We start from the raw sequence: 23774 nt of genomic DNA, 5'->3' as shown, positions 1-23774 counted from the left end.
GATACGGGCGTTGCCGCGCGGCCGTTGCGGTTCATGGGGCGCGTAAAAGAGCCCCGACATTGCCTCAGGATGAGTTCTGGTCGAGCGGCCGTAAAACTTGCCCAAATTGATCGGACCGCGATAGCCTGAGCTCAACCGCGCTGGTCCGCGTCATGCAACAGCGTTTTTACACGACCAAGACCCGAACGAGACATTGGCAGGTGACCTTCACACCTATAGCATGATGCGATGCACATCGATAATGAGATAGTTGATGCTTGGGGTTGGCGGGGGGTACGGCCACGTGCATTTGTCATGCAGAATGAATTTGGCAATGTGATCTTCACTGATGAAGACGGGCAATATTGGCGCATCTGCCCAGAGGAATTGACTTGCGAGGTTGTCGCGATCAACGGAGAGAACTTTGCAAGGCTGCAAGATACGGACGAATTCTTGAAAGATTGGACTATGCGCGAACTCGTTGAACAAGTTCGCACAACGTTGGGGATGCCAGATGCTCAGCGATGCTACTGCCTGAAAATCCCCGCCCCCCTGGGCGGTGCTTACGCGCTCGCCAATATTGGAACTATCGATAGAGCAGAACTGATCTCATTCTCGGGCCACGTTGCGAAACAGATCAATGATCTTCCCGACGGAGCCCAGATCCGGCTAAAGATCACCGATTAAGCTTCAGAGTGTGGTACTCCCTTGTGCGCACTTCTACTGCTCTCCAAACGCCAGCCGTCGCTGAACGAGAAGCGAAAGCGCGTTTCCCATGGCTCCAATAAGTCTGCATTTGGCCCGTTGCTGACCTTCGCTTACAGGCCCGCCATGTCTGCCTTCAGGAGATAAGCCGAGCCGAGGTCAAGCAGGTGCCGAAGTCAGCCTGTGACCCAAGCCAGACATACATTGCTTTTTCAATAGCACGTTGAGCCCTCCTAAATGCTGAGGTGGTAGCTCTGTTGCATGGAATGGATTTTCGCGCTCCTAATTTTATTGTTTCTTTACCGTCGCACGACGCGTGCTGGCGACCGGCTTGCGGAATTGAAGCCAACGGGCATGCTGCGTTCGCCGCTATTCTACGCCCAGACTGCGCTCCTTTGCGCTCTATTGATGCTCATGTTTGCCCCGGCTTATTTGCCGCACGAACAGTGGGCAGTCGTCGTGTATCTCGTGGCCCTAATCACCGTGATCACAGCGCTCCTTTTTGTGCGCCGCGCATTGAAGTGGCGCTACCCCATCTGAGGCGATCACTTCGGCAATTGGCCCTTAGCTGACTTCCACGCCCCTGAAGAGAGCGAGCAGTATCCCTGAGAGAGGGGACAGGGCCTCAGGTGAGGCTTGACACCCTGCCACAACCTAAGGAAGCATCTGGCGTTTTATTCATTCCTTTGGAGATTGCCACGATGACGACCATCCACATGGACTCCTCCGTCAGCCAGACCGCCACCCGCGCCGTTATGAACGGAGGAGTTCTGGCCTGCACAAAGACCAGTGACAAGGACGTTTATTCTCATTCAATTTGGGCGACCGAAAGCAACATCCGGCAGTTCACGATGCATGAAGGGGACAGCATCGTCATCCCGCCCGGTTCGAGCGTGACGATATGGATATTCCGCACGCAGCCGGGAAAATCGACCTGGACCATGGACTTCGAACTCAAGGAAAAGGCTGCCTGACAAGCCATACGAAACAGCCGCTCTCGGAAAACCGGGAGCGGTCACCTGCATGACCGAACTGAAAGGAACCATCGTCATTTCGGCGTCGTTGACCTTCTTTACACCGGAGAAGGTCATGAACCGAAAATCGCTTCTTCTTACAGCCGCGCTGTCCTTCGCTGTTGCCGCTCCCGTCTTCGCCCAAGGCGGCGGCGGAGGCGGAGGTGGTGGTGGCGGAGGCGCGGGTGGCGCGGGTGGCGCGGCCGCGAGCGGCGGCGCCTCCGGATCATCCGCGAGCTCAGGCGCAGGTACTGGCACGTCTGGGGCCGCCAACGGAGGCCCCTCGGCGCCATCCGGCATGGGCACAAACGGAACTTCCACCGGCGCTCACACCAACAACTCTCCAACCAACCCGAACGTTCAGCCCCCCACGCCGAACGGCAATTCCGCGAGTACACCGGCCGCACCGAGCAGCTCGGGCGCGGGCAACACCGCGTCCGGGTCGACACAGACGGGCACGCCAAACGGGACCGACAGGTCCGGCATCACGGCAACCAACGGTGCCAATAGCGACAACAAGGCTCAGATCAGCCCCGCGGAGCAAGCAAGGACGGGGATCAAGACGCTTCCACAGGATCAAACTCCAGGAGCCGTCAGTGCGCCGGGCGTTGGCGTCGGTCATGCGGCGAACGGCTTGCCGATCGGCACGCCCGGGTCGGGGACCAGCAACGTCGATCAGAAGTAACCCGGACTTTCTCCATCTCCACAGGGCCCGCTACGGTGGGCCTTTTCTGTGACGTCCCGAAGGGAGTGGAAGGCCTAGGGCTGCGGGAGCGAGACATGGGGTAAACTTGGCATCAAGCACCCCTGCCGATACACTGGTTTCTTTTTGGGGCGCGCCCATGATTAGATTTTCGTCGTTGCTGCCATTTTCACTTCTGATCATCTGTAGTCCGGCCGCGGCTGACGAGATGAAGATCCAATTCGCGTTTGCACCTCCCCGGCCCTGCACCACCGTCTTTCCAAATCCCGAAATCAAGATGAAAAGTGTTCCCCCCGGAACGCGCACGATCGTCGTCAGGTTTCGCAGAGAGAAGAACTACGAGATGGGCGGCCAGGAGATCCCATTCCCCTCAGATAACATCGTGAAGCCGGAGAGCTTACGAACCTGGGGCCCCTGCAATTCCGGCCTGTACACTTACGAGATCATCGCAAAGTCCAGCACGGGCGCGGCTCTGGCCAAGGCAGAATGGTCGGAGCCGTATCCTCCCTGACTTGAAGGGTGGACGCCCGCTTGTCCGGACGCGGCGTGCCGAATTCCCCGCCGGAGCCTGTCATCGGGCTCGCCGAAGGCGAGACCCGGTGGCGGGGAATGACGGCTGAGTTCGTGGGGCGTTCGGGATGCTAGCAGGATGCTCCTGTTTTGCCCGACGAGTCAAACGGCGTTGGCGGCTGCAACAACCCGTTTTGCAGCTGACGTAAGCCATTGATCCGACTGGCGTCGGCTACTGTGCATGGGGTTGTTTTCGCGTTTTTTTTTACGCCGCCTGTGCGAGCGGCCTCACGCCGCGTGCGACACCACGCGATTGCGGCCGTCGTGCTTGGCGCGGTAGAGCGCGGTGTCGGCGCGCTTGAGCACGTCGCCAACCGCCTCGCCCTTCTGCTCCAGCGTGGTCAGGCCGATCGAGATCGTGACCTCGATGCGCTTGGTGCCCTTGTGGATCGCAAAGGGCTCGCCGGCGATCGAGCGGCGCAGGCGCTCGGCGACCATGCCGGCGACGTGGAGATCGGTCTCGGGCATCACGATGACGAATTCCTCGCCGCCGTAGCGGCAGGCAAGGTCGATGCCGCGGATCGACTTGCGGACCCGCACCGCGAATTCGCGCAGCACGTCGTCGCCGGCGTCGTGGCCGTAATTGTCGTTGATCGACTTGAAGTAGTCGATGTCCAGGATCATCAGCGCCAGCGGCTTGCCGCGCGTTGCGGCCTGCTCGGCCAGCGTCGTGAGATGGCTCTCCATGTAGCGGCGATTGTGCAGGCCGGTGAGCGCGTCCGTGATCGCCATCTCGATCGAGTTCTGTACGTTGTCGCGCAAATGGTCGGTGTAGCGGCGCCGCCGGATCTGGGTGCGGGCACGCGCCAGCAGCTCGATCTTGTCGATGGGACGCAGCAGGTAGTCGTTGACGCCGATCTCGAGCCCACGCAGCAGCCGCGTCGAGTTCTCGGGGTCGGCGATCGCCAGGATCGGCACATGCCGCGTGCGCTCCAGCGAGCGCGCCTGGCTGCACAGCCGAAGCCCGTCGAAATTGTTGAGGTCGAGCGAGACGATCAGCAGATCGTAATTGCCCTCGGCGGCGTGGAACAGCGCCTCCGTCGGGTTCGGCTCGACATCGATGGTGTGCTCGGCGGCGAGGATCGTCGCCAGCCGCTCATAGGAAGACTGGCGGTCGTCGACCAGCAGAATGCGGCCGCCCTTGCCGGTGTCGGAGATTGCACTGCGCTCGGGTGCCTGCATGCCGATCTCGAGCGAGGTGATGGCGCGCATGCGCAGCTCGTCCGTCATCATCTTCAGCCGCGTCAGCGAGCGCACGCGCGCGATCAGCACGACATCGGAGACGGGTTTTGTCAGGAAATCGTCGGCGCCGGCCTCCAGCCCGCGGTTGCGGTCGGCCGGGCTGTCGAGCGCGGTGACCATCACGACGGGAATGTGATGCGTGGCCGGATCGGTCTTGAGGCGGCGGCAGACCTCGAAACCGTCGATGTCCGGCATCATGACGTCGAGCAGGATGATGTCGCATTCGGCGCGGGCGCAGATCGCCAGCGCCTCGGTGCCGTTGGCGGCGGTCATCACGTCGAAATATTCGGCGGACAGGCGGGCTTCGAGCAGCTTGACGTTGGCAGGGACGTCGTCGACGACGAGAATACGCGCGGACACTGTGAACTCACTTCCTATCCGATGAAACGTCGGACCGTCTCAATGAATTTGCCGACCGAGATCGGCTTGGACAAATAGGCCTCGCAGCCGCCCTCGCGGATGCGCTCTTCGTCGCCCTTCATCGCGAACGCCGTGACGGCGACGACGGGAATGCTGCGCAGCTCCGGATCGTCCTTGATCCAGCGCGTCACCTCCAGGCCCGAGACCTGCGGCAATTGGATATCCATCAGCACGAGGTCGGGCCGCATCTTGCGAACGAGGTCGAGCGCCTCGTAGCCGTTGCTGGTGCCGGTGGTCTGGTAGCCGTGCGCCTCCAACAGGTCGCGGAAGAGCTTCATGTTGAGCTCGTTGTCTTCCACGATCAGGACGGTCTTAGCCATCCCGCCCTCCTGATTGGTCCGCAGACCGATGCATGTGACGCCTCAGGCGCCGGTCGCCGGCGCTTCGAAAACTGGATTCAAACTAGCCTCGAATTCGCTTGAGTTTCGTTAAACCCGAGGGCCGACTTTCTGCGATGTGGTTTCCAGTTGCTTGTCGGGGGTCGCAAGACTTGGGCAAGAGACTTGGGAACGAGACTCGGGCATGGTGACCCCAAAGTAGACACCGAAAGTTAACGGAAAGGCAAACCGGCCACGTGAAAAAGCCTGTTCACAACCCGCGCGAAGTCGCTGAAATCGTTGCGCTTCAGGCGCTGTCTTTCGTCGCGGGCGAGCCGGAGCGGCTGGGCCTGTTCCTGGCCGAGACAGGGGTCGGCCCGGAGATGCTGCGCAATGCGGCCTCGGACCCCAATTTCCTGCTCAGCGTGCTCGATTTCGTGATGCGCGACGACGCCACCGTGAAGGCCTTTGCCAGCACTGCGGAACTGCATCCGACCAACGTTGCCGCAGCGCGGCAGGTTCTCGGCGATGCGCTCGGCGACTTCAATTGGGAGCGCGACGTGCCGTGACCTCCCTGGAGACGGCCGGACCCCGCTGCTTCTGCCGGGATTGTTCGGCCGATCTGGATATGGGGGTGCGGCGCTGTTCCGCCTGCGGTTCCCCCCGCCTCGCCCGCCACCGCGCGCTCGCAAGCCTGACCATCGCCCATATCGACTGCGACGCCTTCTACGCGACCGTCGAGAAGCGCGACAATCCCGACATCGCCGACAAGCCCGTCATCATCGGCGGGGGCAAGCGCGGCGTGGTGTCGGCCGCCTGCTACATCGCTCGCACCTACGGGGTGCGCTCGGCCATGCCGATGTACAAGGCGCTGGAAGCCTGCCCGCATGCGGCCGTGATCCCGCCGGACATGGCGAAATATGTCCGGGTTGGGCGCGAGGTGCGCCAGGCCATGCAGGCGCTGACGCCGCTGGTCGAGCCGCTCTCGATCGACGAGGCTTTCCTCGACCTCTCCGGCACCGAGCGGGTGCACGGCATGATCCCGGCCAAGGTGCTGGCGCGGTTCGCACGCAACATCGAGCGCGACATCGGCATCAGCGTCTCGGTCGGCCTCTCCTGCAACAAGTTCCTGGCGAAGATCGCCTCCGACCTCGACAAGCCGCGCGGGTTTGCCGCGCTCGACCAGGAGGAAGCGCGCGAGATGCTGGCCGACAAGCCGGTCGGTTTCATTTTCGGCGTTGGACCCGCAACGCAGGAGCGTCTGGTGCAGCGCGGCTTCCGCATCATCGCCGACCTGCAGAAGGCCGACGAGATCGAGATGATGCGGCAGTTTCCGAGCGACGGCCGCAGGCTGTGGCGGCTCGCGCGCGGCATCGACGACCGCCGCGTCGAGCCTGATCGGGGCGCCAAGACGATTTCGAGCGAAACGACGTTCGAGACCGACATCCGCGACTTCGCGACGCTGGAGAAGATCCTGTGGCGGCTGTGCGAGAAGACGTCGTCTCGCCTCAAGAGCAGCGAACTCGCCGGCCTGACCGTCACGCTGAAGCTGAAGACCGCCGATTTCCGCCAGCGCACCCGCTCGCAGTCGATCACGGCCCCGACGCAGCTTGCCGCAAAGATCTTCTCGATCTGCCGCGAGATGCTGGCGAAAGAGATCGACGGCACCGCCTTTCGCCTGATGGGCGCCGGCGTCAGCGCCCTGCGCGACGGCTCGGTTGCCGACGACACCGACATGCTCGACCGCCGTGCCGCCCACGCCGAGCGCGCGGTGGACAGCTTGCGCAAGAAATTCGGCAGCGCCGCAGTGATCCGCGGCATCGCCTACGAGGGGCCGGAAAAGGCGCAGGAGTGATGACAGGCGAACGCGATCTCGACGCGCTGCTGAAACACATGAAGCCGGAGATGCGGCCGGGCATTTTCGTGTTCTGCACGATCCCGACAGACCAGTCGATCCCCGCGGCGCTCAGCCCTTTGCTGACGTTCCGCGAGCAGGAAGGAACGACGCTCGTGATCACTCGCGAACAGGCCGAAGCGGCGGGACTACGCTACGCGTTTGCATCGTGCCTGATCACCCTGACGGTTCACTCCGCACTCGATGCGGTGGGCTTTCTGGCCGCAATCACGGCACGCCTCGCCACAGCCGGCATCAGCGTGAACGCCGTTTCGGCGTTCCACCACGATCATCTGTTTGTGCCGGCTGACAGGGCGGACGACGCGATCGTTCTTCTGCAAGAGATGTCCAAGGCTACGCGCTCGTAGCCCGGACTACGCTTCGCTCCATCCGGGCTACGGGACAGATCTCAATCCGCGACCGCCACCGCCTCGATCTCGATCATCCATTCCGGCGCGGCGAGCGCCGAGACGCCGACGAGGGTGCTGGCCGGCGGCTCCATGCCTTCGAAGAAGGCCGAGCGGGCCTTGCCGATGATCGGGCGCAGCTCCGGCTTGTAGTTCACGACGAAGGTCGTGATCTTCACGATGTTGGCGTAGCCCGCGCCGGCCGCTTTCAGCGCGTGCCCGAGATTCTGCATCACCTGTGTTGTCTGCGCGGCGATGTCGCCCTCGCCGACGATCCGCCCCTCCTCGTCCACCGACACCTGGCCGGAGATGTAGATCGTCCGCGCCCCCGTGGCGGTGACGACATGCGAATAGGCAGGATTGTGATGCAGGCCGCTGGGGCGGAGATGATCGAGCTTGGGCATGGTGAGCCTCCCGGATGTTTGTGGTTGGGAGGAGCGTAGCCAGAGACCGCGTTGCAGGCCAGCCCTCAATTGCAGGGCTTGCTGTCCTTCGCGTCGAACTTGCCCATCGCGCCCGAAATCACAAAATCGTTGTAATCGAGCACAAGCTGGCGCGAGACGCCGTTCTCGTAGAGCTCGAACGCCATCGCGTAGACCGGCGTCTGCTCGCCTTCCTTCTGCTGGGCCTCGCGGTCGAAATAGCTGACGGTGACGGGCCAGCGCTTGAGCGACTTCATGTGCTCGTCTGACGTCGACGGATCGGGCGAACCTTCGCGTTCGGCCGGGATCGGCTGGCCGATCACGGTCAGCGTGTTGTAGACCTTCTGGCCATCGTCGGAGCCGTCATAGACCGAGAGCTCGAGCAGCGACTTGCCGTCCTTCGCGGCGGCAATGATGCGCTGGATCTGTTCGGTCGGGAATACGATCTTGCCGTCGAGCGTAAAGCTCTTCGGTGCCGGCAGCTTCAGCTTGACATTGATGTGGTCGCCGTCGCGCTCCGCCGAACCGTCGACCCGGCCGGCGTCAGCCTCGTTCATCCGCGTCTCGATTTTGAAGCGGTAGCTTTTACCGCCAGCGTCCTCCCAGGAATTGGAGCGGAGGTCGCTGAGCGTGACCTTACCCTCGCCGCTGTCGAGCTCGGAGACCTGGCGGAATTCGGAGGTGTAGCCCTCGCACGAACTTCCCGTGAAATTGTAGAGGATGCGGCCGCGCGCACTGTTGATCGAATTGGAGCGCGATTTCACCAGGCTCAAATCATAGAGCGCCTGATGCGCGAGGAACGGACCGTTCGCGGCCAGCGCCCCGCCTCCGGGGCCGAGAGCGGCCGCCGCGAGCGCCGTCACGCCGAGCGAAGTCCGGAAAAGGTGCAGCATGTCTGGTCCCTTGGGGAAAGCGCAGATTGGACATTTTAATGAACGTTCCATTGCGTCGCAACTGAGGCCGTTTCACGTAAAGTTGCGGCCCCCGCGTTGAACCTCCTGCCCTGCCTTAACAAAATCCCACCCCGAGGGTTGCTTGCATGTGGCGGCACGATGGGCGAAACAGGTCCCGCCCCGGGCTGCATCGGATGCGCCGGGGCTGATGGATTTTTGGACAACGAGGTCGGACATGGCGGGAACGGTCGAGCAGAAGCTGGCGGAACAAGGCATCAAGCTGCACGAGGCCCCCACCCCCGTGGCCAATTACGTGCCGTTCGTGCGCACCGGTAATCTGCTGTTCGTCTCGGGCCAGGTCTGCTTCGATCCCGCCGGCAAGCTGATCGCCAAGGGCAAGCTCGGCGCCGGCGTGACAATCGAAGACGGCGCCGCCGCCGCCCGCGGCTGCGCCGTCAACCTGCTGGCCCAGGTCAAGGCGGCGCTCGGCGACCTCGACAAGGTCGTGCGCGTGGTGCGCCTCGGCGGCTTCATCAACTCGGCGCCGGACTTTCTGGACGGGCCGAAGGTCCTCAATGGCGCCTCCGACCTGATGGTCGCCGCCTTCGGTGACAAGGGCCGTCATGCCCGCACCACCGTCGGCGTCGCCTCCCTGCCCGCGGATGCGGCGGTCGAGGTCGAAGGCGTGTTCGAGGTCGCCTGAGGCGAATGCGCGCTCCTGATTGGCTAACAGCCCGCCCGGTCGCCCATCGCGGCCTGCACGACATTTCCCGCGGCATCGTCGAGAACATGCCGGGCGCGGTGCAGGCTGCGATTGCGGGCAATTTCTCGATCGAGGTCGACATCCAGCTCTCCGCCGACGGCGAGGCCATGGTGCATCACGACCATGCGCTCGGCCGCCTTACCGAGGCCACCGGCCCGCTGGTCGAGAAAACCGCCACTGAACTGAAGGCGCTCACGTTCAAGGACACGGCCGAGCGGATGATGTCGCTCAGCGACCTCTGCGGCTTGGTCGCCGGCCGCGTGCCGTTGGTGATCGAGGTCAAGAGTCATTTCGACGGCGACCGCAAGCTGGTGACGCGGATGGCGGAGGTGCTGGCTTCCTATGACGGCCCCGCCGTCGGAATGTCCTTCGACCCGGACCAGGTGCTGGCGCTGCGCGAGCTGCTGCCCTCCCGTCCCCGCGGCATCGTCGCGCAGCGGAGCTATCAGGACGAATACTGGGCCTACCTGACCCAGGAGCAGCGCGATAGCATGCTGTACCTGCGCCACGGCTTCCAGACCCAGCCGCACTTCGTCGCCTTCAGGGTCGACGACCTGCCCGCCCCGGCCCCCTGGATGGCCCGCAATTTGTTCGGCTGCGCTCTGCTCGGGTGGACCGTGCGTACGACCGAGCAGCGGACGCGGGTCGCGCAACATGCGGACCAGATGATCTTCGAGGGCTTCGTGCCGTAGGCTTGATGTTTCCCACTCTTGAAGTCGCTGCTGCAATGCACGATCTTGGGCACGATGGCACCATCCGAAATCACCCTTGAGGCCGTACCTTCCATTGGCGAAGTATCGCCGGACGACTGGGATGCCTGCGCCAATCCCGGCAAGTCTTGCAACGGGCATGACAAGGGAACCTCATCCGGGCTTCCAGGCGATTCTCTCGGCCTCTCAAAGCCTGCCTATAACCCCTTCATCTCCCACGCGTTTTTATCGGCCGTTGAGAAATCGGGTTCGGCCACGATCCGCACCGGCTGGGGACCGCGGCATCTCGTGGCTAAGATCGACGGCCGCGTCGCCGGTGTCGTGCCCTGCTACCTGAAATCGCACTCGCAAGGCGAATATGTCTTCGACCGCGGCTGGGCCGATGCCTATGAGCGCGCCGGCGGGCGCTACTATCCGAAGCTGCAGGTTTCGGTTCCCTTCACGCCGGCCACGGGACCGCGGCTGCTGGTCCGCGACGGCGTCGACCACGCGCGTATCACGGAGGCACTGGCGAGCGGGCTGGTGGCGCTGTGCGGCGTCAGCAAGGCTTCCTCGGTCCACGTCACCTTCGCCCGCGAGGCGGAGTGGAAGCTGCTGGCCGAGCACGGCTTCCTCCAGCGCACCGACCAGCAGTTCCATTGGCACAACGAGGGTTTTGCGAGTTTCGACGATTTCCTGGCGACGCTGAACTCCCGTCACCGCAAATCGATCAAGCGCGAGCGGCGCGATGCACTGGCTGCCGGGATCACCATCCACTGCCTCACGGGCAAGGACATCACCGAAGATGCCTGGGACGCCTTCTTTCAATTCTACATGGAGACCGGCTCACGCAAATGGGGCCGGCCTTATCTGACGCGGGAATTCTTTTTGCAGATCGGCGAGACCATGAGCGATGACGTGCTGCTGGTGATGGCGCGCCGCAACGATCGCTGGATCGCGGGCGCGATCAACTTCATCGGATCGGACACGCTGTTCGGCCGCAACTGGGGTGCGGTAGAGCATCATCCCTTCCTGCATTTCGAGGTCTGCTACTATCAGGCGATCGACTTCGCCATCAAACGCAGCCTCACGAATGTCGAGGCGGGCGCGCAGGGCGAGCACAAGATCGCACGCGGCTACCTGCCACGGACCACCCACTCCGCTCACTTCATCGCCGATCCGGGCTTGCGCCGCGCCATCGACGATTACCTCAAGCGCGAGCGCGCCTATGTCGCGGAAGCCGGACGTGAGCTGGCCGAGCTCGGCCCGTTCCGCAAAGGCGCCGACGAGGTGCCTTGACGGTTCGCTGCGGCTGGTGACAGTAATCGCAAAATTCTAGGGAGCCGCCGCCATGACCGCCTACGACCCCAACAATATCTTCGCAAAGATCATGCGCGGTGAATTCTCCTGCCACAAGGTTTACGAGGATGAGCACGTGCTCGCCTTCCTCGATATCATGCCGCGGGTACCTGGCCACACCCTGGTGATTCCAAAAGCCCCTGCCCGCAACATCCTCGACATCAAGCCGGACGACTACGCGCATGTCGCCCGCGGCGCGCACAAGATCGCAGCCGCGGCGATGACGGCATTCAGGGCCGACGGCATCACCGTGCAGCAGTTCAACGAGGCGGCCGGCGGACAGGTGGTGTTTCATCTCCACATGCACGTGATGCCGCGCCACGACGGCGTGGCGATGCTTCCGCCCGCCAGCCGCAAGGAAGACGTCAAGGTGCTGGAAGAGAACGCGACCAAGTTGATCGCGGCGTTGAAAGCGGGCTGACGCTCTCCACGCGTCATTGCGAGCGCAGCGAAGCAATCCAGACTGTGTCCGTGGTGGCGGTCTGGATTGCTTCGTCGCAAGAGCTCCTCGCAATGACGGAGGAGAGACTTCACTCCGTCTGGAAATCCCCCGGCTGCGGCGCGACCAGCGGCGTGAACTCGCAACGATCCGGCTTGATGTCGATCAGTGGCGTGTTGTCGAGGCAATCGAGCCCGCGCACCAGAATCGCGTTGCCCTCGATACCGACGAGCTTCACTATCGACGTGCCGATCGGATTGGGGCGCACCGGCGAGCGCAGCGAAAACGTGCCGCGGGTCTTCTCGTTGTTCTTCGGGCTTTGCAGGACAATGTCGCGGCGCGACTTGTCGAGCCAGTAGAGCACTTCGAGATTGCCGTAGAAATCGACGCCCTTGATCGCCGGCACGAACGGCTCGAAGATCTCGAGGCGGCATATCGGGCCGTCATGCCGGCCCTGTCGCGGGGTCTCCAGCCGCGAGCTCCAGGGCGTGCGGATGCGGCCGATGAAGACGAGGCCGGCATCCTGCGTCGGCGGCAGCTCGATGGAGACTTCACCCTCGCGGAGCTCGTTTTCGCGAACCATATTTCCAATTCCCTGCTGTTCGCCGGTGGTTTTAGCCCAACCACCACTTGCCGGCCAGCATGAAGACTTCGCCCGCGACCACGCCCGCGAAGATCGAGCGGCGGGTCAATAGGAAGACGACGAGGCCGGCGCCGACCGCACCGTAGCGCAAGGCATCCGGCACGCTCGCAAGCGCCCCGGGCGGCTCGACCACGATCTGGGCGATGACGCCGGCCAGGATCGCGGTGGCGACCGCCCGTACCCAGACCAGAAGCTCGGAGCCCTCGTCGATGCCGCCGCCGAACCACAGGCCCAGCATGCGCCATATCTGGTTGGGAACGACGCCGGCCACGAACAGCACCGCCAGCGCGTGCCAGTCGCCAATGAGCTGCGCAAAGCTCATGCGCGCACCTCCCGCCACCAATGCACGCCATAGGCGATGGTGCCCGCCACGAGGCCGCTGACGAGGATGTCGAGGCCGGAATTCATCTTCGCGGCCAATGGATAGAGCAGAACCCCCATCGCGAGCGCGACGACATCGGCGACCTCGCGGCTGTTGCGCGCGGTCGAGAACAGGAAGGACAGCGGCGTCAGCAAAAGGATCGCCGCCCCAAGCGTCTGGGTCAGATTCGCGGCAAGGAAATAGCCGACCGTGTTGGCGGTGAGACACACCGAGACAAGCCCGAAGCCAAGTCCGTTGACGAATGCGATCCGGCGTTCACGCGGCACCTGCGGCAGGAAGCGATGGCATTCGACCCACAGTGTCACCGCGGTGAGATGCGCCGCGAAAAACAGCTCGCGCCGCTTCGTCGTCGGCGTGCGCATCAGCGGCAGCACCGAGACCACCATCGGAAACAGGCGGACGGCGCTGACCGTGACTGCGATCGCCGACTGGATGATCGTCGCGCCTGAGCCGAGCGTGGTGATCAGGATGATCTGCGCCGGCCCCGCCCAGACGAACAGTGTCGAGCAGAGCGCCCATAGCAGGCTAAAATGGGTGTCGTGGGCGAGCGCGCCAATGCCGAGATAGGTCGCGAACAGGACGAGGGTGAGGATCGTCTGCGTGATCGAGCGCAGTCCCCACGCAAAGGCGCGCCAGGGACTTTGCCATTGAGGTGAATCGAGCGGAGGAAGCGCCACGGGAGTCTTGGCCGGGTGAGGAATCGTGCCTGCATAACGGGCAATGCGGCGCCTCGCGTCAAGGAAGCGCGCGGCGGGTCTGGCATGCACGCTGGGACAGATGCCCTATCCGCTCACACCGCGATTCTTCAGAACGAAGCATGCCCCGCCAGCCTTGCGGATGCGACCGCAGAGTTCATCCGCCTCGCTCCGCGTATCGGCGCCGATGCGCACCTGGTAGAAGGCGCGCGTGCCACGGCTGCGCATCACTGAGCTCAGCAGGCTCGGATCACGTTCGCCGATCACGGCGCCCAGCCGCGTGACCGCGCGGGAATACATCGCCAACGCCCGGTTGCGGTGAAAGCCCGCGGCGAGCTGCACGCCCCAGATCTTTGCAGCCGCAAGCTCCACATGCTGCTCGAGCTCGGCGACGAAGGCATTCGGCGCGCGCTTCAACAGCGCCATCAGATCGCGGCAGCTTGTCGGCGGCGCGCTCGGCGGCCCCTTGCCGGTCGCGCCTGCCTTAGCCCAGGCATCGACGCTCGTGCCAGTGATGGCAAGAACGTAATTGCGGGTCTGCTCCGGCATGCCGCCGGTGCCGGCGAGCCATTCCTGCACTCGGCGCGGTCCGGCATTGTAGGCGGCGGCGGCCAGCCCGAGATTGCCAAACTGGTTGCGCAGCTCGTTCAGGAATTCCGCCGACTTCGGCAGCGCCTGCACCGGATTGAAGGGATTGAGCAGCCCGCGCTCGCTCGCGGTGCCCGGCATGAACTGCGCGATCCCCTGCGCGTGTTCGCCGCTGCGCGTCATGGGCCCCACTGCATCGGCCTGGAAGCGGCTCTCCTGCCAGATCACGCGGGCGAAGAACTCCAGCGGCAGATTGGCATCGCGCGCTGCCGCCTCGACGATCAGGCAGATCGATTCCCGCGTGTCGCTCTCGCGCGCTTCCGCGGGCTTCGCCGGCGGCGTCGCGAGCTCTTCGACGCTGGGGACAGCGACATCGGTCTTGGCGGGCGAACTGTCCCACGCCGCGGCCTGGGTCGCCGAGACGAGCAGCGCGGGGATAATGCACATCGCCGTCTGCACCCATCCTGTGCAGGCATGGCGGTGGCGCGCCTCGGCGCGGCATGCGACAATGTGATCTGCCATGTTGTGGCATCGTGCCATGGTTCGACGAGTTGCCAATATATGTTGCCTGACCTCCTTCTCCCAATGCGTTACCCCGCCAAACGGATCCGCACGATCCTTGTCCTCGCCGCGCTCATCCTGAGCGTCGCGCCAGCCGCCGCGCAGCTGGCGTCTCAGGACGCGTCTCAAGTCAATTGGCGGATGACCACGGAATACCCCGAGAATAACATCTCCGGGATTGGACTCTCGACTTTCGCCAGCCGCGTCTCCGACCGTACCCACGGTTTCGTGACCGTGACCAACGCCTTCGACAACCAGCTCAAGATCAACTCGGGCGAGATGCCGCGCGCGGCGCTGGACGGCCGGATCGCGGGCGGCGATGCCTTCGCGGGCGCGCTCTCGGGCCTCGATCCCGTGCTCGGATTGTCCACCCTGCCCTTCCTGGTGCAATCGGTGGATCTTGCCCGCGCCACCAATCTGCGGGCGCGCCCGCTCTATGAGAAGGCGCTCGCGGCGCGCGGCCTCAAGCTGCTGTATGTGACGATTTGGCCGGCCACGGGCCTCTGGTCGGAGCGGCCGCTCGAAGGCGCCGACGATTTGCCGAAACTGAACTTGCGAACCTACGATGCCAACTCCACCGAGGTCATGCGCGCGGCCGGCGCGAACGCGCAATTCCTGCCGATGGACGCGGCGCTCGCCGGACTGAGGGAACACCGGCTGAATGCCTTCCTCACCTCCGGCGACGGCGGCGCGGGGCGCAAATTGTGGGACTTCCTGCCGCATTTCACGGCCATCAACTACGCGATGCCAATCTCGATTGCCTTCGTCCGCAGCGACGCCTTTGCCGAACTCTCCGAGCCGATGCAGCGCGAGGTGCTGGCCGCGGCGGCCGAGACAGAACAGAGCCAGCTCGCGCTACTGACCCACCGCACCATCGAGAACTATGCGCGCATGCGCGACAATGGCGTCCATATCGCCGAGCCGGCGCCTGCGTTCCTTGTCACGGAGCTTCGGAAGGCAGCAACGAACGCCATCGCCGCCTGGGAAACCCGGGCAGGCGCGGAGGCGACCGCCATCGTCGAATGGGCGAGACAGCAATGAGGGAGCGCTAGCGGCATCAGCAATGAACGCTCCGCTGGTGTCGCTGCCTACTGCCTTAGTCTTTGACCGGAACCGGGATTTCGCCCCGGATGGCGCGGTCGAGGGCATCGATCAGCGCCTGGATCTCGATGAACTTGTTGCGCGCGCGCTCGGCCGTGTCGCGCACAAAGGGAGCGGCCAGCACTTTCGCATGCGCGTCCCTGTCCTCGATCATGCGATCACGGGCCTTCTTCAGGGTTTCAAGTCGCTCGCTCATCCGGCCTCTCCTGGAAAATTGTCTCGATCTCTCGTCCGGGTTCGCCGATCAACGAGAACGCGGCGAACGAGCACCTCTCAACAGCCGCGACAGATGTTCTTCAGCTTCGCTGCGGTTCTGGCTTCTTCCGCCACGAACGGGTCCTTGTAGGCAGCACGCGATCCATCGTTCTCCGCAGCAGCGGGCTTTTTTTCCTTCGGAGGAAACGCAGCATCGTAGCAGGCGAGACGTCCGCTCGTGCTTTCGATCGCGCGGCAGTCCGGTCCTGCCGCGACAGCGCCTTGCGGCAGTGTCGCAAGTATCAATGTGCCAAGCATCGACGCGACAAGAAGCGCTCTCCGGCGGATCCGGTAAACCAGACGAAAACGAGTCATGCACGCTCCTGCTTAGTCGGCGGGAGCGCTGGTGACCCTCAGTCACCGGTCGATGCCAATGGAAGGCGGTGATGGCGCGACTCTACGCTTCCCTCCCGTGAATAGCGAGCTTTAAGGGATACACGGTATCGGGAAGGCGAATTTCGGCGTGACAATGGTTGGGCGTTTGCCTTGGTCCGCGGCCTCGTTTAGGTCTGGCATAGACGGCGGTATCAACACAGGCGCGGCAATATGGTGACAATCTATTTCGATCTCGACGGCACGCTGACCGACCCGAAGCCCGGGATCACGCGCTCGATCCAGTACGCCCTGGAGCGACTGAACGTCGCGGTGCCGAGCGAGGACGAGCTGACCTGGTGCATCGGCCCGCCGCTGCATGCCAGCCTGCAAAAGCTCACGGGAAGCGCGGAACTCGCGGACCGGGCGCTGCTGCTCTATCGCGAGCGCTTCAGCGATGTCGGCCTGTTCGAGAACGAAGCCTATGCCGGCATCGTGGACACGTTGACAACGCTTGCCGCGACAACACCGCGCATGTTCGTGGCGACCAGCAAGCCCGCGGTCTACGCCACCCGTATCGTCGAGCATTTCGGCCTGAAACCGTATTTCGAGCGCGTGTTCGGCTCCGAGCTCGACGGCACGCGCGTCGACAAGCGTGACCTGCTGCGTTACGCGCTCGACGAAGCCAAGGTCGATCCTGCCAACGCGATCATGATCGGCGACCGCAGCCATGACGTGGTCGGCGCCCGCACCAACGGCATGACCGCGATCGGCGTGCTCTATGGCTACGGCAGCGAGGCCGAGCTGCGGGACGCCGGCGCGCATCACATCTGCGCCGCGCATCCCGAGTTGCTCGGTCACTGCGTGATCTAATCGATCAAGCGCTGACGGTCTCCACCGCCGCCAGCATGCCGGTCCTGGGGTGACAGTTCAGATATTCGAAGAACTGCTCGTCGGCAGCCGCCACGGTGACCTCGTGGTAGAGCCGCAGTTTTGCCGAGGCGCCGAGCGTCGACAGGTACTTCATCGCTGCGCCGAATATCCTGACGTGGGTCGGATGCGATTCCGCCCACCGCTCCAGCGCAGCCAGGCTCTTCCACCAGCTTTGACCATAGGACTTTTCACTCGCGTCCCCGCCGGCTGCCAGCACGCGCATGTAACGGTTGGCGTAGCAGCCGATGCCGAGGCCGTCATCGCGCAGGAAATCCATGCCCTCGCGCAACACCGGTTCGACGTCGTCGAGATAGAGCTTTCGCTCCGAGGTCTCGGTATCGCTCCAATCCTGGCCTGATCGGATCAGGCACAGATTGTCGTGCGCCTGCACGCGCAGCCGCGCGCCGTCGCGGATCAATTCGGGATTGCCGCCCGGCAACATTGGATCGGTCTGCGACAGCGGGATGCGGTCGCGCATGCCGCCCCAATAGGCGTGCTCCTGCACCTCGCCGCTCATGCCGCCCGCAATAGCGGCGACGCCCTCCGGCCGGCCGAGCGAGGAAAATAGCGTCTCGTGCCGCGCCACCGTGGGGCGCAGCACCTCGATGAAAGTGCCGATGCCCTCGCGCTGCGTTCCGGTCCAGGCCTCGCGCGCCGGTGCAAACCATCTGTCGAACCGCGCAATGTCGTCCCAATAAGCCACCGAGACGACGTTCTCGTAGCCGGCCTGATCAACATATTGCGCGCGGTCCCAATGCGAAGGACCGCCTTCCGCGGCAAACCGCGCCGCGATGTCGGCGAGCGCGTCCGTTGCAGCCGCCGACGCCGTGCCGCGATACTGAAGGCCGAAATAGGCCATCACGACCCGGTTCACTCCAGGTTTATAGCGCGCCACGAAGGACGGGTATGGCGGCTGGTAATCGTCCGGCACGCGCTTGTGGCGCGTGCGTGGGGTGTCGAGATGCAGAGGAATTGCGGATTCCATGATCGTGCCTCCCCTTGATTCCGGCGATCAGCTCGCCGCCGCGGCAATGTCCGTGGGCTCGACGGTGTCGACCGGCAGCGCAAACTGCTCGACGCGCTGGTATCGCTTCTTATTGAGCAGGAGCCGCGTCACATCAGGGCGCGAATAGTGCCCGGCTGGATCAGCAGCGTTCTTGGCGACACCGATGGCGCCAAGATCGATCTCGACGATCAAGAGGCCCTCCTGGTCCGGCGCGAGCTTGTCGCCGATCTGGCTGCCATCGGGGCCGTAGATCGCGGCGAAGCCACCGCCCGCATGCAACAGCGCGTGCTTGTCCGGCCGGTCGCACAGCTCGTCGATCATCGCTTGCGAGACCGTTGCGCAAGGCGCGAGCACGAAGCAGGAGCCCTCCACGGCATAGACGCGCGAGGCGGCGTTATTCACCTCGGCGCCGAGCGCCGGCGCGAAGGGATCGTAGAGCGAAAAGCTCGGCCAGGCCGCGACATGGACCTGCTCGTTCTGGGCATACATCGCGTATTTCGACAGCGGCTGCAGATGCTCCCAGCAGCACAATGCGCCGATGCGGCCGATGTCGGACCGCGCGTGCACGGCGAGATCGCTGCCGTCGCCCTCGCCATAGACAGTGCGCTCGGCATGGGTCGGCCGCAGCTTGCGGCGCTTCGCGATGGTCTCGCCGTCAGGCCCGATCAGCCATTGCGCCAGATAGAGACTGCCGCCGTCGCGCTCGGACAGACCGAGCACGGCAGTGAGCTTCGCCTTGCGCACGGCATCACGCAGCCGCTCGGCCTGCGGACTGTCGTAGGACAGCGAATTGTCGAAATAGCGCTGCACGAAGCCGCGGCCGATCGCCCAGGCCGGCGAATCCATCCAGATGTGCCAGGGGTAGCCGGGAATGAAGGCTTCCGGAAAGGCGATCAGCTTGGCGCCCTTCTCGGCGGCGTCCCTGATCAGGGCGATCGACTTGTCGATCGAGGCATCGAGATCTAGCCAGGCGGGCGCCGCCTGCACCACCGCGACCTTGTATTTCGGATGTTCGATGCCCATTCCCACCTCCCTTGCCGGTTGATCGGAAGCCAGGTCCGATGCAGTCTATTTGACCAAGCCGGGCGGCGGGCGCTCGACCACGGCGGAACAAAAACTCGACCGGACGGAATCGTCGGCCCGGTACGGGATTTGCCTCCGTCAGTGGGGACCTGCGCCGACACGCAATTTTGCGGGATGTGAAAGGGAGGCTCTGCAGATGCCAATCCAGTTCACCACGGACGACAGCCCAGGCCACCGCCGCCTTGCGCTCTGGCAGGATATCGTCTGCGACGTTTTCGTCGGACTCGACTGCAAGTCCGATCTTGGCAGCGCCTTTCGCGGCTCGGTCACCCGGGCGCCACTGGGCAAGGCGGAATGCTCCGAGGTCTGCTCCGACCGTCAGCACGTGTTGCGCACGCCCTCGCGCATCGCGCGCTCGGATCAGGATTTCATCCTGATCGCGCTCGGCAATCGCGGCGCCGGCGCTGTGGTGCAGGACGGCCGCGAGGCCGTGGTGCATCCGGGAGAATTTGCGCTCTATGACACCACCCGTCCCTACGAGCTGAAATTCGACGGCATCTTCACGCAGACCATCTTCAAGGTGCCGCGCGAGATGCTGCAGCGCCGGCTCGGCGCGACCGAAACCCTTACTGCCAGCGCTTTCGGACCAGACTCGCCGCTGCAGCGGATCGCCTACGATTTCATCTACCGGCTCTGCGAGAGTGCGGATCAGATCGATCCGCACCACGCCGCCGCTCTGTCGGAACAGGCCGTCGATGTCCTGGCGATGGCACTTGGCGAGCGGCTGGGCAAGACGCCGCTGCCGTCCTCGACCCATCGCTCCGCCCTGCTCTACCGGCTGAAGGCGCATATCCGGGCTCATCTTGCCGATCCCGATCTCTCGCTCTCCGAGACCGCAGCGGCGCTCGGCATCTCGTCCCGCTACGTCAACGATCTCCTCGCCGACGAGGATACCTCGTTCCAGCGCTACGTCCTCGGTGAGCGCCTCGCCCAATGCAGGCGCGACCTCGCCTCCCCCGTGCTCGCTCACCGCCACATCAGCGAGATCGCCTTCGCTTGGGGCTTCAACGACCTCTCGCATTTCGGCCGCGTCTTCCGCGAGCATTTCGGGATGTCACCGCGTGACTTCCGGCAGAGCCAGTCGCGGCATTGAGGTCCGGTTAGCCACTGGCCCGAGCCTTCGCTTCAGGCGAAGGCGGTGCTCGTGAATTCCAGATTGTCAGGTGCAGCTGCCGGGATCAGGCTCTGCACATGAGAAACAATGCGACGATAAGCGGATCGGAAGTCTTGCTCGGCGTGATCGCGATCCGGCTCGCGTTCCTGGTCGTGGTGGGCTGGAGCCTGACGCTCCTGCCGCAGCAGGCGCGCGAGAGCGAGGTCGCCTGCCTTCAATCGCCACTAGCGAGGAGCGCGGCTCGGCTTCCCGCGACGACGGTCGGTCCGCGCGTGATTGACGCAGCATTCGATGACATGCGTCTGCACGACTAGGCTTCTCCCAAGCAAGGCCGGTATGTGAGCGCGGTGTAGGACACGGCGCGTGCTTGCACTACCATCCGGCACAGAGGTCGCGGGGATCAATCAGCGGCCAGCCGAGGAGCAAATCGATGGAATACCGACGCTTGGGCCGCTCGGGCCTCATGGTGCCCGCCTTGAGTCTTGGGACCGGCACCTTCGGCGGCGTTGGCCGCCTCGCTGCGTGGGGCGCGACTGACGCGACCGAAGCGCGGCGCCTTCTGGATATCTGCCTCGATGCCGGCGTGTCGATGTTCGACACCGCGAACGTCTATTCGCTCGGCGAGTCCGAGCGCGTTCTTGGTGAGGCCATCAAGGGCCGCCGCGACAAGGTTTTGGTCTCGACCAAGGCGACGTTCCGCTTCGGCGACGGCCCCAACGAGATCGGGTCGTCGCGCCAGCATCTGCTCTCGGCCATCGATGCTTCGCTGAGCCGGCTCGGTACCGACTACATCGACCTGTTCCAGCTTCACGGCTTCGATGCCTTCACCCCGCCTGAAGAGGTGCTTAGCACTCTCGATGTGCTCGTGCGTGCCGGCAAGATCCGCTACGTCGGCGTGTCGAATTTTTCGGGCTGGCACCTGATGAAATCGCTTGGCGTTGCCGACAAACATGGCTTCCCGCGCTACGTCGCCAACCAGACCTATTATTCGCTGATCGGACGCGACTACGAATGGGAGCTGATGCCGCTCGGCCTCGACCAGGGCCTCGGCGCAGTGGTCTGGTCGCCGCTCGGATGGGGGCGCCTCACCGGAAAGATCCGCCGCGGCCAGCCAAAGCCTGACGTAAGCCGCTTGCCCAAGACGGCTGAGTTTGGCCCGCCCGTGCCGGACGAGCACGTCTATCGCGTCGTCGAGGCAATCGACGAGGTCGCCAAGGAAACGGGCAAGAGCGTCTCGCAGATCGCGCTGAACTGGCTGCTGCAGCGTCCGACCGTCTCGACGCTGATCATCGGCGCGCGCAACGAGACGCAGCTGCGCGAAAATCTCGGCGCGGTCGGCTGGTCATTGACCAAGGACCAGATCGCAAAGCTCGATGCGGCGAGCAAGGTGACGCTGCCCTATCCCTACTGGCACCAGCGCACGACTTTCACCGACCGCAATCCACCGGCGGTGTAGCGGCCGGGGCGCCGGGCGCAGTCCGGCTTGAGCTGCATCAAGCCGGTCCGCGCCGACAGTGGCATCGTGCGCACCCGCGAGGCAGCCCGATGCGCCGATTTGCCATGAAGGCCCTGTTCACCGCTCTCAATCTCAACCGCGCCGAGCGGAGCGGAATCGATTGGGACCGCACCATCCGGATCGTCTCGACCGCGGTGACGGTTGGGCTCGTCGCGCTCTATGTGTTCGGGAAGTCGACCTCGCGCTGGTGAGTCCGCGAAGGCCGTTCCGACCCATGCCCGCGGTGCCGGGAGACCCGCTCCCGACGCAGGAACCGCCCGTATCCTGCCGGGTTGCGATGCATCTCGCAATTTCCTAATCCGGAGACGAACCACGGCTCGAATCAAGCACGCCGCCCTCATGTCGCCAGCCCCCATGGAGCACGCCGACGGCCTGCCGCAGCCGCAGCGGGGCCAGGCGGTCCTGACCATTGCGCTCGGCATCATCATGGCAGTGGTCGACAGCGCCATCGCCAACGTCGCGCTCCCGACGATCGCGGCCGACCTCGACGCGAGCCCGGCGTTCTCGATCTGGATCGTCAACGGCTACCAGCTCGCGATCACGATCTCGCTGCTGCCGCTGGCTTCGCTCGGCGAGATCGTCGGTTATCGCCGCGTCTATCTGGTCGGGCTGGTGCTGTTCACGCTTGCCTCCGCATTCTGCGCGCTGGCGCACACGCTGCCGCTGCTCACGATCGCACGCATCGTGCAGGGCTTCGGCGCGGCCGGAATCATGAGCGTCAACGCAGCGCTGGTGCGTTTCACTTACCCCCGCAGCCAGCTCGGCCGTGGCATCGGGCTCAACGCCCTCGTCGTCGCCTTCTCGGCCGCGGTCGGCCCGACGCTGGCCGCCGGCATCCTCGCGTTCGGCAGCTGGCCCTGGCTGTTCGCCATCAACGTCCCGCTCGGCGTGGTGACATTGGTGCTGGGCCTGCGCAGCCTGCCGCACACCAGGCCTGCGAGCCATTCCTTCGACTGGCAGAGCGCGGGGCTGTCCGCGATCACCTTCGGTGTCGGCATCGCGGCCGTCGATAGCGTCGGTCATGGCGAAGCGGCGATCACCTGCCTCGTGCAGTTCGCCGTAGCGCTCGTCGCCGGCGCATTGCTGATTTACCGCGAGACCCACATGGCCTCGCCGCTGCTGCCGATCGACCTATTGCGTATCCCGGTGTTCGCGCTGTCGATTGCAACCTCGATCGCCTCGTTCTGCGGGCAAATGCTGGCCTTCGTTGCGATCCCCTTCTACCTCCAGAGCCGCTTCGGCTATTCGGCGGTCCATATGGGCCTCTTGATCACGCCATGGCCGATCGCGGTGGCGTTCGCAGCCCCCCTCGCCGGCCGCCTGGTCGAGCATTATCCGGCCGGCCTGCTCGGCGGCATCGGCCTCACGCTGTTCGCCTGCGGCCTCGCTGCGCTCGCTTTGCTGCCGGCGGCGCCCACGCCGCTCGACGTGATCTGGCGAATGGCGCTGGCCGGCGCCGGCTTCGGCCTGTTCCAGACCCCCAACAACCGCACCATGATCGCAGCCGCCCCGCGCGAGCGTGCCGGCGGCGCCAGCGGCATGCTGGGCACGGCGCGGCTGCTTGGGCAGACCACCGGGGCAGCGCTGGTCGCGCTGTTCCTCGGCCGCTATCCGATCGAGGGAACCAGGATCGCGTTGCTGACAGGCGTCGGCTTTGCGCTCTGCGGCGCGGCCCTGAGCATGTTGCGGCTGTCGTCCGCGGGTGCGCGCGGCGCCGAGCATGTTCGGGTGCAAGACGACCAGCGCCTGCGCGGCGAATAGCGCGTGACC

General features: G+C 64.4%; 30 protein-coding genes. 19 read left to right on the top strand and 11 right to left on the bottom strand.

All coding sequences use genetic code 11. The features are described 5' to 3' along the window. The first annotated feature begins 228 nt into the window (after positions 1-228). The 5 genes from IVB41_RS31320 to IVB41_RS31300 all read left to right on the top strand — a co-directional run bounded on the left by IVB41_RS31320 (position 229) and on the right by IVB41_RS31300 (position 2911). A complete protein-coding gene (locus IVB41_RS31320) occupies positions 229-666 on the top strand; it encodes a T6SS immunity protein Tdi1 domain-containing protein (RefSeq protein ID WP_247438130.1) in 438 nt (145 codons plus the stop codon). Between the two features lie 279 nt (positions 667-945). Further along, positions 946-1224: a hypothetical protein gene (locus IVB41_RS31315; RefSeq protein WP_247438128.1), complete on the top strand. Its 279-nt coding sequence runs from the start codon at positions 946-948 to the stop codon at positions 1222-1224. Between the two features lie 161 nt (positions 1225-1385). Beyond that, positions 1386-1658 (top strand): hypothetical protein, encoded by a 273-nt coding sequence (locus tag IVB41_RS31310; protein ID WP_247361659.1) that lies wholly within the window; start codon positions 1386-1388, stop codon positions 1656-1658. A 49-nt stretch (positions 1659-1707) separates the two neighbouring features. Beyond that, complete coding sequence (locus IVB41_RS31305; protein WP_247438126.1) at positions 1708-2382, top strand: hypothetical protein; 675 nt, start codon at positions 1708-1710, stop codon at positions 2380-2382. 295 nt (positions 2383-2677) lie between these two features. Beyond that, complete coding sequence (locus tag IVB41_RS31300; protein ID WP_245287767.1) at positions 2678-2911, top strand: hypothetical protein; 234 nt, start codon at positions 2678-2680, stop codon at positions 2909-2911. Between the two features lie 287 nt (positions 2912-3198). Here the strand turns inward: IVB41_RS31300 and IVB41_RS31295 are convergent, their stop codons facing one another. Both IVB41_RS31295 and IVB41_RS31290 read right to left on the bottom strand, forming a co-directional pair. Then, positions 3199-4572, bottom strand: coding sequence for a PleD family two-component system response regulator (locus tag IVB41_RS31295; protein ID WP_247438124.1), 1374 nt, complete (start codon positions 4570-4572; stop codon positions 3199-3201). A gap of 14 nt (positions 4573-4586) precedes the next feature. Further along, complete coding sequence (locus IVB41_RS31290; RefSeq protein WP_007603272.1) at positions 4587-4952, bottom strand: response regulator; 366 nt, start codon at positions 4950-4952, stop codon at positions 4587-4589. A 254-nt stretch (positions 4953-5206) separates the two neighbouring features. On the opposite strand from IVB41_RS31290, the gene IVB41_RS31285 reads away from it, so the two are divergent. The 3 genes from IVB41_RS31285 to IVB41_RS31275 are packed head-to-tail and all read left to right on the top strand — an operon-like array spanning position 5207 to position 7211. Next, on the top strand, positions 5207-5518 hold the full coding sequence (locus IVB41_RS31285; RefSeq protein ID WP_247286843.1) for a DUF3572 domain-containing protein: 312 nt from the start codon (positions 5207-5209) through the stop codon (positions 5516-5518). Continuing rightward, on the top strand, positions 5515-6804 hold the full coding sequence (locus IVB41_RS31280; RefSeq protein ID WP_247438122.1) for a DNA polymerase IV: 1290 nt from the start codon (positions 5515-5517) through the stop codon (positions 6802-6804). Before IVB41_RS31285 ends, IVB41_RS31280 begins: the two co-directional genes overlap by 4 nt. Continuing rightward, positions 6804-7211, top strand: a complete 408-nt coding sequence (locus tag IVB41_RS31275) for an ACT domain-containing protein (protein ID WP_247438120.1) — start codon at positions 6804-6806, stop codon at positions 7209-7211. Before IVB41_RS31280 ends, IVB41_RS31275 begins: the two co-directional genes overlap by 1 nt. Before the next feature lie 41 nt (positions 7212-7252). On the opposite strand, the gene IVB41_RS31270 is transcribed toward IVB41_RS31275, so the two are convergent. Together IVB41_RS31270 and IVB41_RS31265 are read right to left on the bottom strand one after the other, a co-directional pair. Beyond that, positions 7253-7654 carry a RidA family protein gene (locus tag IVB41_RS31270; RefSeq protein WP_247438118.1) on the bottom strand — a complete coding sequence of 134 codons (402 nt, stop codon included), beginning with the start codon at positions 7652-7654 and terminating at the stop codon, positions 7253-7255. A gap of 65 nt (positions 7655-7719) precedes the next feature. Next, positions 7720-8565, bottom strand: coding sequence for a cell envelope integrity EipB family protein (locus IVB41_RS31265; protein ID WP_007611285.1), 846 nt, complete (start codon positions 8563-8565; stop codon positions 7720-7722). Positions 8566-8800: 235 nt separating this feature from the next. Here IVB41_RS31265 and IVB41_RS31260 point away from each other — a divergent pair, with 235 nt between their 5' ends. The 4 genes from IVB41_RS31260 to IVB41_RS31245 are packed head-to-tail and all read left to right on the top strand — an operon-like array spanning position 8801 to position 11797. Beyond that, positions 8801-9268, top strand: a complete 468-nt coding sequence (locus IVB41_RS31260) for a RidA family protein (protein WP_007611287.1) — start codon at positions 8801-8803, stop codon at positions 9266-9268. Positions 9269-9273: 5 nt separating this feature from the next. Beyond that, entirely contained in the window at positions 9274-10020 is a 747-nt protein-coding gene (locus IVB41_RS31255; RefSeq protein ID WP_247438116.1) for a glycerophosphodiester phosphodiesterase, read from the top strand. A 54-nt stretch (positions 10021-10074) separates the two neighbouring features. Further along, complete coding sequence (locus IVB41_RS31250; protein ID WP_247438114.1) at positions 10075-11316, top strand: GNAT family N-acetyltransferase; 1242 nt, start codon at positions 10075-10077, stop codon at positions 11314-11316. A 52-nt stretch (positions 11317-11368) separates the two neighbouring features. Continuing rightward, entirely contained in the window at positions 11369-11797 is a 429-nt protein-coding gene (locus IVB41_RS31245; RefSeq protein WP_247438112.1) for an HIT family protein, read from the top strand. Between the two features lie 109 nt (positions 11798-11906). Here IVB41_RS31245 and tsaA read toward each other — a convergent pair whose 3' ends face one another. From tsaA to IVB41_RS31225, 4 genes are all read right to left on the bottom strand, one after another. Continuing rightward, positions 11907-12398 carry a tRNA (N6-threonylcarbamoyladenosine(37)-N6)-methyltransferase TrmO gene (gene tsaA / locus IVB41_RS31240; protein ID WP_247438110.1) on the bottom strand — a complete coding sequence of 164 codons (492 nt, stop codon included), beginning with the start codon at positions 12396-12398 and terminating at the stop codon, positions 11907-11909. 31 nt (positions 12399-12429) lie between these two features. Next, the gene (locus IVB41_RS31235) at positions 12430-12780 is read right to left on the bottom strand and encodes an AzlD domain-containing protein (RefSeq protein ID WP_007603256.1); all 351 of its coding nucleotides are present in this window, start codon (positions 12778-12780) and stop codon (positions 12430-12432) included. Next, on the bottom strand, positions 12777-13517 hold the full coding sequence (locus tag IVB41_RS31230; RefSeq protein ID WP_027567343.1) for an AzlC family ABC transporter permease: 741 nt from the start codon (positions 13515-13517) through the stop codon (positions 12777-12779). The genes IVB41_RS31235 and IVB41_RS31230 overlap by 4 nt, the downstream gene beginning before the upstream one ends. A gap of 105 nt (positions 13518-13622) precedes the next feature. After that, positions 13623-14570, bottom strand: a complete 948-nt coding sequence (locus IVB41_RS31225) for a transglycosylase SLT domain-containing protein (RefSeq protein ID WP_247438255.1) — start codon at positions 14568-14570, stop codon at positions 13623-13625. 114 nt (positions 14571-14684) lie between these two features. Here IVB41_RS31225 and IVB41_RS31220 point away from each other — a divergent pair, with 114 nt between their 5' ends. Continuing rightward, a complete protein-coding gene (locus IVB41_RS31220; protein WP_346770877.1) occupies positions 14685-15725 on the top strand; it encodes a TRAP transporter substrate-binding protein in 1041 nt (346 codons plus the stop codon). A 55-nt stretch (positions 15726-15780) separates the two neighbouring features. Here IVB41_RS31220 and IVB41_RS31215 read toward each other — a convergent pair whose 3' ends face one another. Beyond that, entirely contained in the window at positions 15781-15981 is a 201-nt protein-coding gene (locus tag IVB41_RS31215; RefSeq protein WP_027567346.1) for a hypothetical protein, read from the bottom strand. A 605-nt stretch (positions 15982-16586) separates the two neighbouring features. Between IVB41_RS31215 and IVB41_RS31210 the strand changes: the two genes are divergently transcribed. Next, positions 16587-17225, top strand: a complete 639-nt coding sequence (locus IVB41_RS31210) for an HAD family hydrolase (RefSeq protein ID WP_247438097.1) — start codon at positions 16587-16589, stop codon at positions 17223-17225. Between the two features lie 4 nt (positions 17226-17229). Here the strand turns inward: IVB41_RS31210 and IVB41_RS31205 are convergent, their stop codons facing one another. Both IVB41_RS31205 and IVB41_RS31200 read right to left on the bottom strand, forming a co-directional pair. After that, positions 17230-18270: a phenylacetaldoxime dehydratase family protein gene (locus tag IVB41_RS31205; protein WP_247438095.1), complete on the bottom strand. Its 1041-nt coding sequence runs from the start codon at positions 18268-18270 to the stop codon at positions 17230-17232. A gap of 27 nt (positions 18271-18297) precedes the next feature. Then, positions 18298-19314, bottom strand: coding sequence for a carbon-nitrogen hydrolase family protein (locus tag IVB41_RS31200; protein ID WP_247438092.1), 1017 nt, complete (start codon positions 19312-19314; stop codon positions 18298-18300). Between the two features lie 196 nt (positions 19315-19510). Between IVB41_RS31200 and IVB41_RS31195 the strand changes: the two genes are divergently transcribed. The 5 genes from IVB41_RS31195 (at position 19511) to IVB41_RS31175 (ending at position 23765) form a co-directional block, all read left to right on the top strand. After that, entirely contained in the window at positions 19511-20467 is a 957-nt protein-coding gene (locus IVB41_RS31195; protein ID WP_247438090.1) for a helix-turn-helix domain-containing protein, read from the top strand. A gap of 98 nt (positions 20468-20565) precedes the next feature. Next, complete coding sequence (locus IVB41_RS31190) at positions 20566-20802, top strand: hypothetical protein (protein ID WP_247438087.1); 237 nt, start codon at positions 20566-20568, stop codon at positions 20800-20802. 116 nt (positions 20803-20918) lie between these two features. Next, positions 20919-21944 (top strand): aldo/keto reductase, encoded by a 1026-nt coding sequence (locus IVB41_RS31185; protein ID WP_247438085.1) that lies wholly within the window; start codon positions 20919-20921, stop codon positions 21942-21944. Positions 21945-22033: 89 nt separating this feature from the next. Continuing rightward, positions 22034-22195: a hypothetical protein gene (locus tag IVB41_RS31180; RefSeq protein ID WP_197031132.1), complete on the top strand. Its 162-nt coding sequence runs from the start codon at positions 22034-22036 to the stop codon at positions 22193-22195. Between the two features lie 148 nt (positions 22196-22343). Next, positions 22344-23765 carry an MFS transporter gene (locus IVB41_RS31175; protein ID WP_247438083.1) on the top strand — a complete coding sequence of 474 codons (1422 nt, stop codon included), beginning with the start codon at positions 22344-22346 and terminating at the stop codon, positions 23763-23765. Positions 23766-23774 lie beyond the last annotated feature (9 nt).

Origin of the sequence: Bradyrhizobium sp. 44 (assembly GCF_023073095.1) — a bacterium.
Taxonomy (GTDB): domain Bacteria; phylum Pseudomonadota; class Alphaproteobacteria; order Rhizobiales; family Xanthobacteraceae; genus Bradyrhizobium.
This window is presented reverse-complemented; position numbering and strand designations above follow the sequence as displayed.

What these genes read in the sequence shown, in the direction of transcription:
- IVB41_RS31260 (WP_007611287.1), top strand. Translation starts at nt 8,801, where the DNA reads ATGGCGGGAACGGTCGAGCAGAAGCTGGCGGAACAAGGCATCAAGCTG.
- IVB41_RS31310 (WP_247361659.1), top strand. Translation starts at nt 1,386, where the DNA reads ATGACGACCATCCACATGGACTCCTCCGTCAGCCAGACCGCCACCCGC.
- IVB41_RS31270 (WP_247438118.1), bottom strand. Translation starts at nt 7,654, where the DNA reads ATGCCCAAGCTCGATCATCTCCGCCCCAGCGGCCTGCATCACAATCCT.
- IVB41_RS31185 (WP_247438085.1), top strand. Translation starts at nt 20,919, where the DNA reads ATGGAATACCGACGCTTGGGCCGCTCGGGCCTCATGGTGCCCGCCTTG.
- IVB41_RS31305 (WP_247438126.1), top strand. Translation starts at nt 1,708, where the DNA reads ATGACCGAACTGAAAGGAACCATCGTCATTTCGGCGTCGTTGACCTTC.
- IVB41_RS31290 (WP_007603272.1), bottom strand. Translation starts at nt 4,952, where the DNA reads ATGGCTAAGACCGTCCTGATCGTGGAAGACAACGAGCTCAACATGAAG.
- IVB41_RS31205 (WP_247438095.1), bottom strand. Translation starts at nt 18,270, where the DNA reads ATGGAATCCGCAATTCCTCTGCATCTCGACACCCCACGCACGCGCCAC.
- IVB41_RS31320 (WP_247438130.1), top strand. Translation starts at nt 229, where the DNA reads ATGCACATCGATAATGAGATAGTTGATGCTTGGGGTTGGCGGGGGGTA.
- IVB41_RS31315 (WP_247438128.1), top strand. Translation starts at nt 946, where the DNA reads ATGGAATGGATTTTCGCGCTCCTAATTTTATTGTTTCTTTACCGTCGC.
- IVB41_RS31245 (WP_247438112.1), top strand. Translation starts at nt 11,369, where the DNA reads ATGACCGCCTACGACCCCAACAATATCTTCGCAAAGATCATGCGCGGT.
- IVB41_RS31195 (WP_247438090.1), top strand. Translation starts at nt 19,511, where the DNA reads ATGCCAATCCAGTTCACCACGGACGACAGCCCAGGCCACCGCCGCCTT.
- IVB41_RS31220 (WP_346770877.1), top strand. Translation starts at nt 14,685, where the DNA reads ATGTTGCCTGACCTCCTTCTCCCAATGCGTTACCCCGCCAAACGGATC.
- IVB41_RS31225 (WP_247438255.1), bottom strand. Translation starts at nt 14,570, where the DNA reads ATGTGCATTATCCCCGCGCTGCTCGTCTCGGCGACCCAGGCCGCGGCG.
- tsaA (WP_247438110.1), bottom strand. Translation starts at nt 12,398, where the DNA reads ATGGTTCGCGAAAACGAGCTCCGCGAGGGTGAAGTCTCCATCGAGCTG.
- IVB41_RS31175 (WP_247438083.1), top strand. Translation starts at nt 22,344, where the DNA reads ATGTCGCCAGCCCCCATGGAGCACGCCGACGGCCTGCCGCAGCCGCAG.
- IVB41_RS31250 (WP_247438114.1), top strand. Translation starts at nt 10,075, where the DNA reads ATGGCACCATCCGAAATCACCCTTGAGGCCGTACCTTCCATTGGCGAA.
- IVB41_RS31255 (WP_247438116.1), top strand. Translation starts at nt 9,274, where the DNA reads ATGCGCGCTCCTGATTGGCTAACAGCCCGCCCGGTCGCCCATCGCGGC.
- IVB41_RS31180 (WP_197031132.1), top strand. Translation starts at nt 22,034, where the DNA reads ATGCGCCGATTTGCCATGAAGGCCCTGTTCACCGCTCTCAATCTCAAC.
- IVB41_RS31190 (WP_247438087.1), top strand. Translation starts at nt 20,566, where the DNA reads ATGAGAAACAATGCGACGATAAGCGGATCGGAAGTCTTGCTCGGCGTG.
- IVB41_RS31275 (WP_247438120.1), top strand. Translation starts at nt 6,804, where the DNA reads ATGACAGGCGAACGCGATCTCGACGCGCTGCTGAAACACATGAAGCCG.
- IVB41_RS31235 (WP_007603256.1), bottom strand. Translation starts at nt 12,780, where the DNA reads ATGAGCTTTGCGCAGCTCATTGGCGACTGGCACGCGCTGGCGGTGCTG.
- IVB41_RS31265 (WP_007611285.1), bottom strand. Translation starts at nt 8,565, where the DNA reads ATGCTGCACCTTTTCCGGACTTCGCTCGGCGTGACGGCGCTCGCGGCG.
- IVB41_RS31210 (WP_247438097.1), top strand. Translation starts at nt 16,587, where the DNA reads ATGGTGACAATCTATTTCGATCTCGACGGCACGCTGACCGACCCGAAG.
- IVB41_RS31215 (WP_027567346.1), bottom strand. Translation starts at nt 15,981, where the DNA reads ATGAGCGAGCGACTTGAAACCCTGAAGAAGGCCCGTGATCGCATGATC.
- IVB41_RS31300 (WP_245287767.1), top strand. Translation starts at nt 2,678, where the DNA reads ATGAAAAGTGTTCCCCCCGGAACGCGCACGATCGTCGTCAGGTTTCGC.
- IVB41_RS31200 (WP_247438092.1), bottom strand. Translation starts at nt 19,314, where the DNA reads ATGGGCATCGAACATCCGAAATACAAGGTCGCGGTGGTGCAGGCGGCG.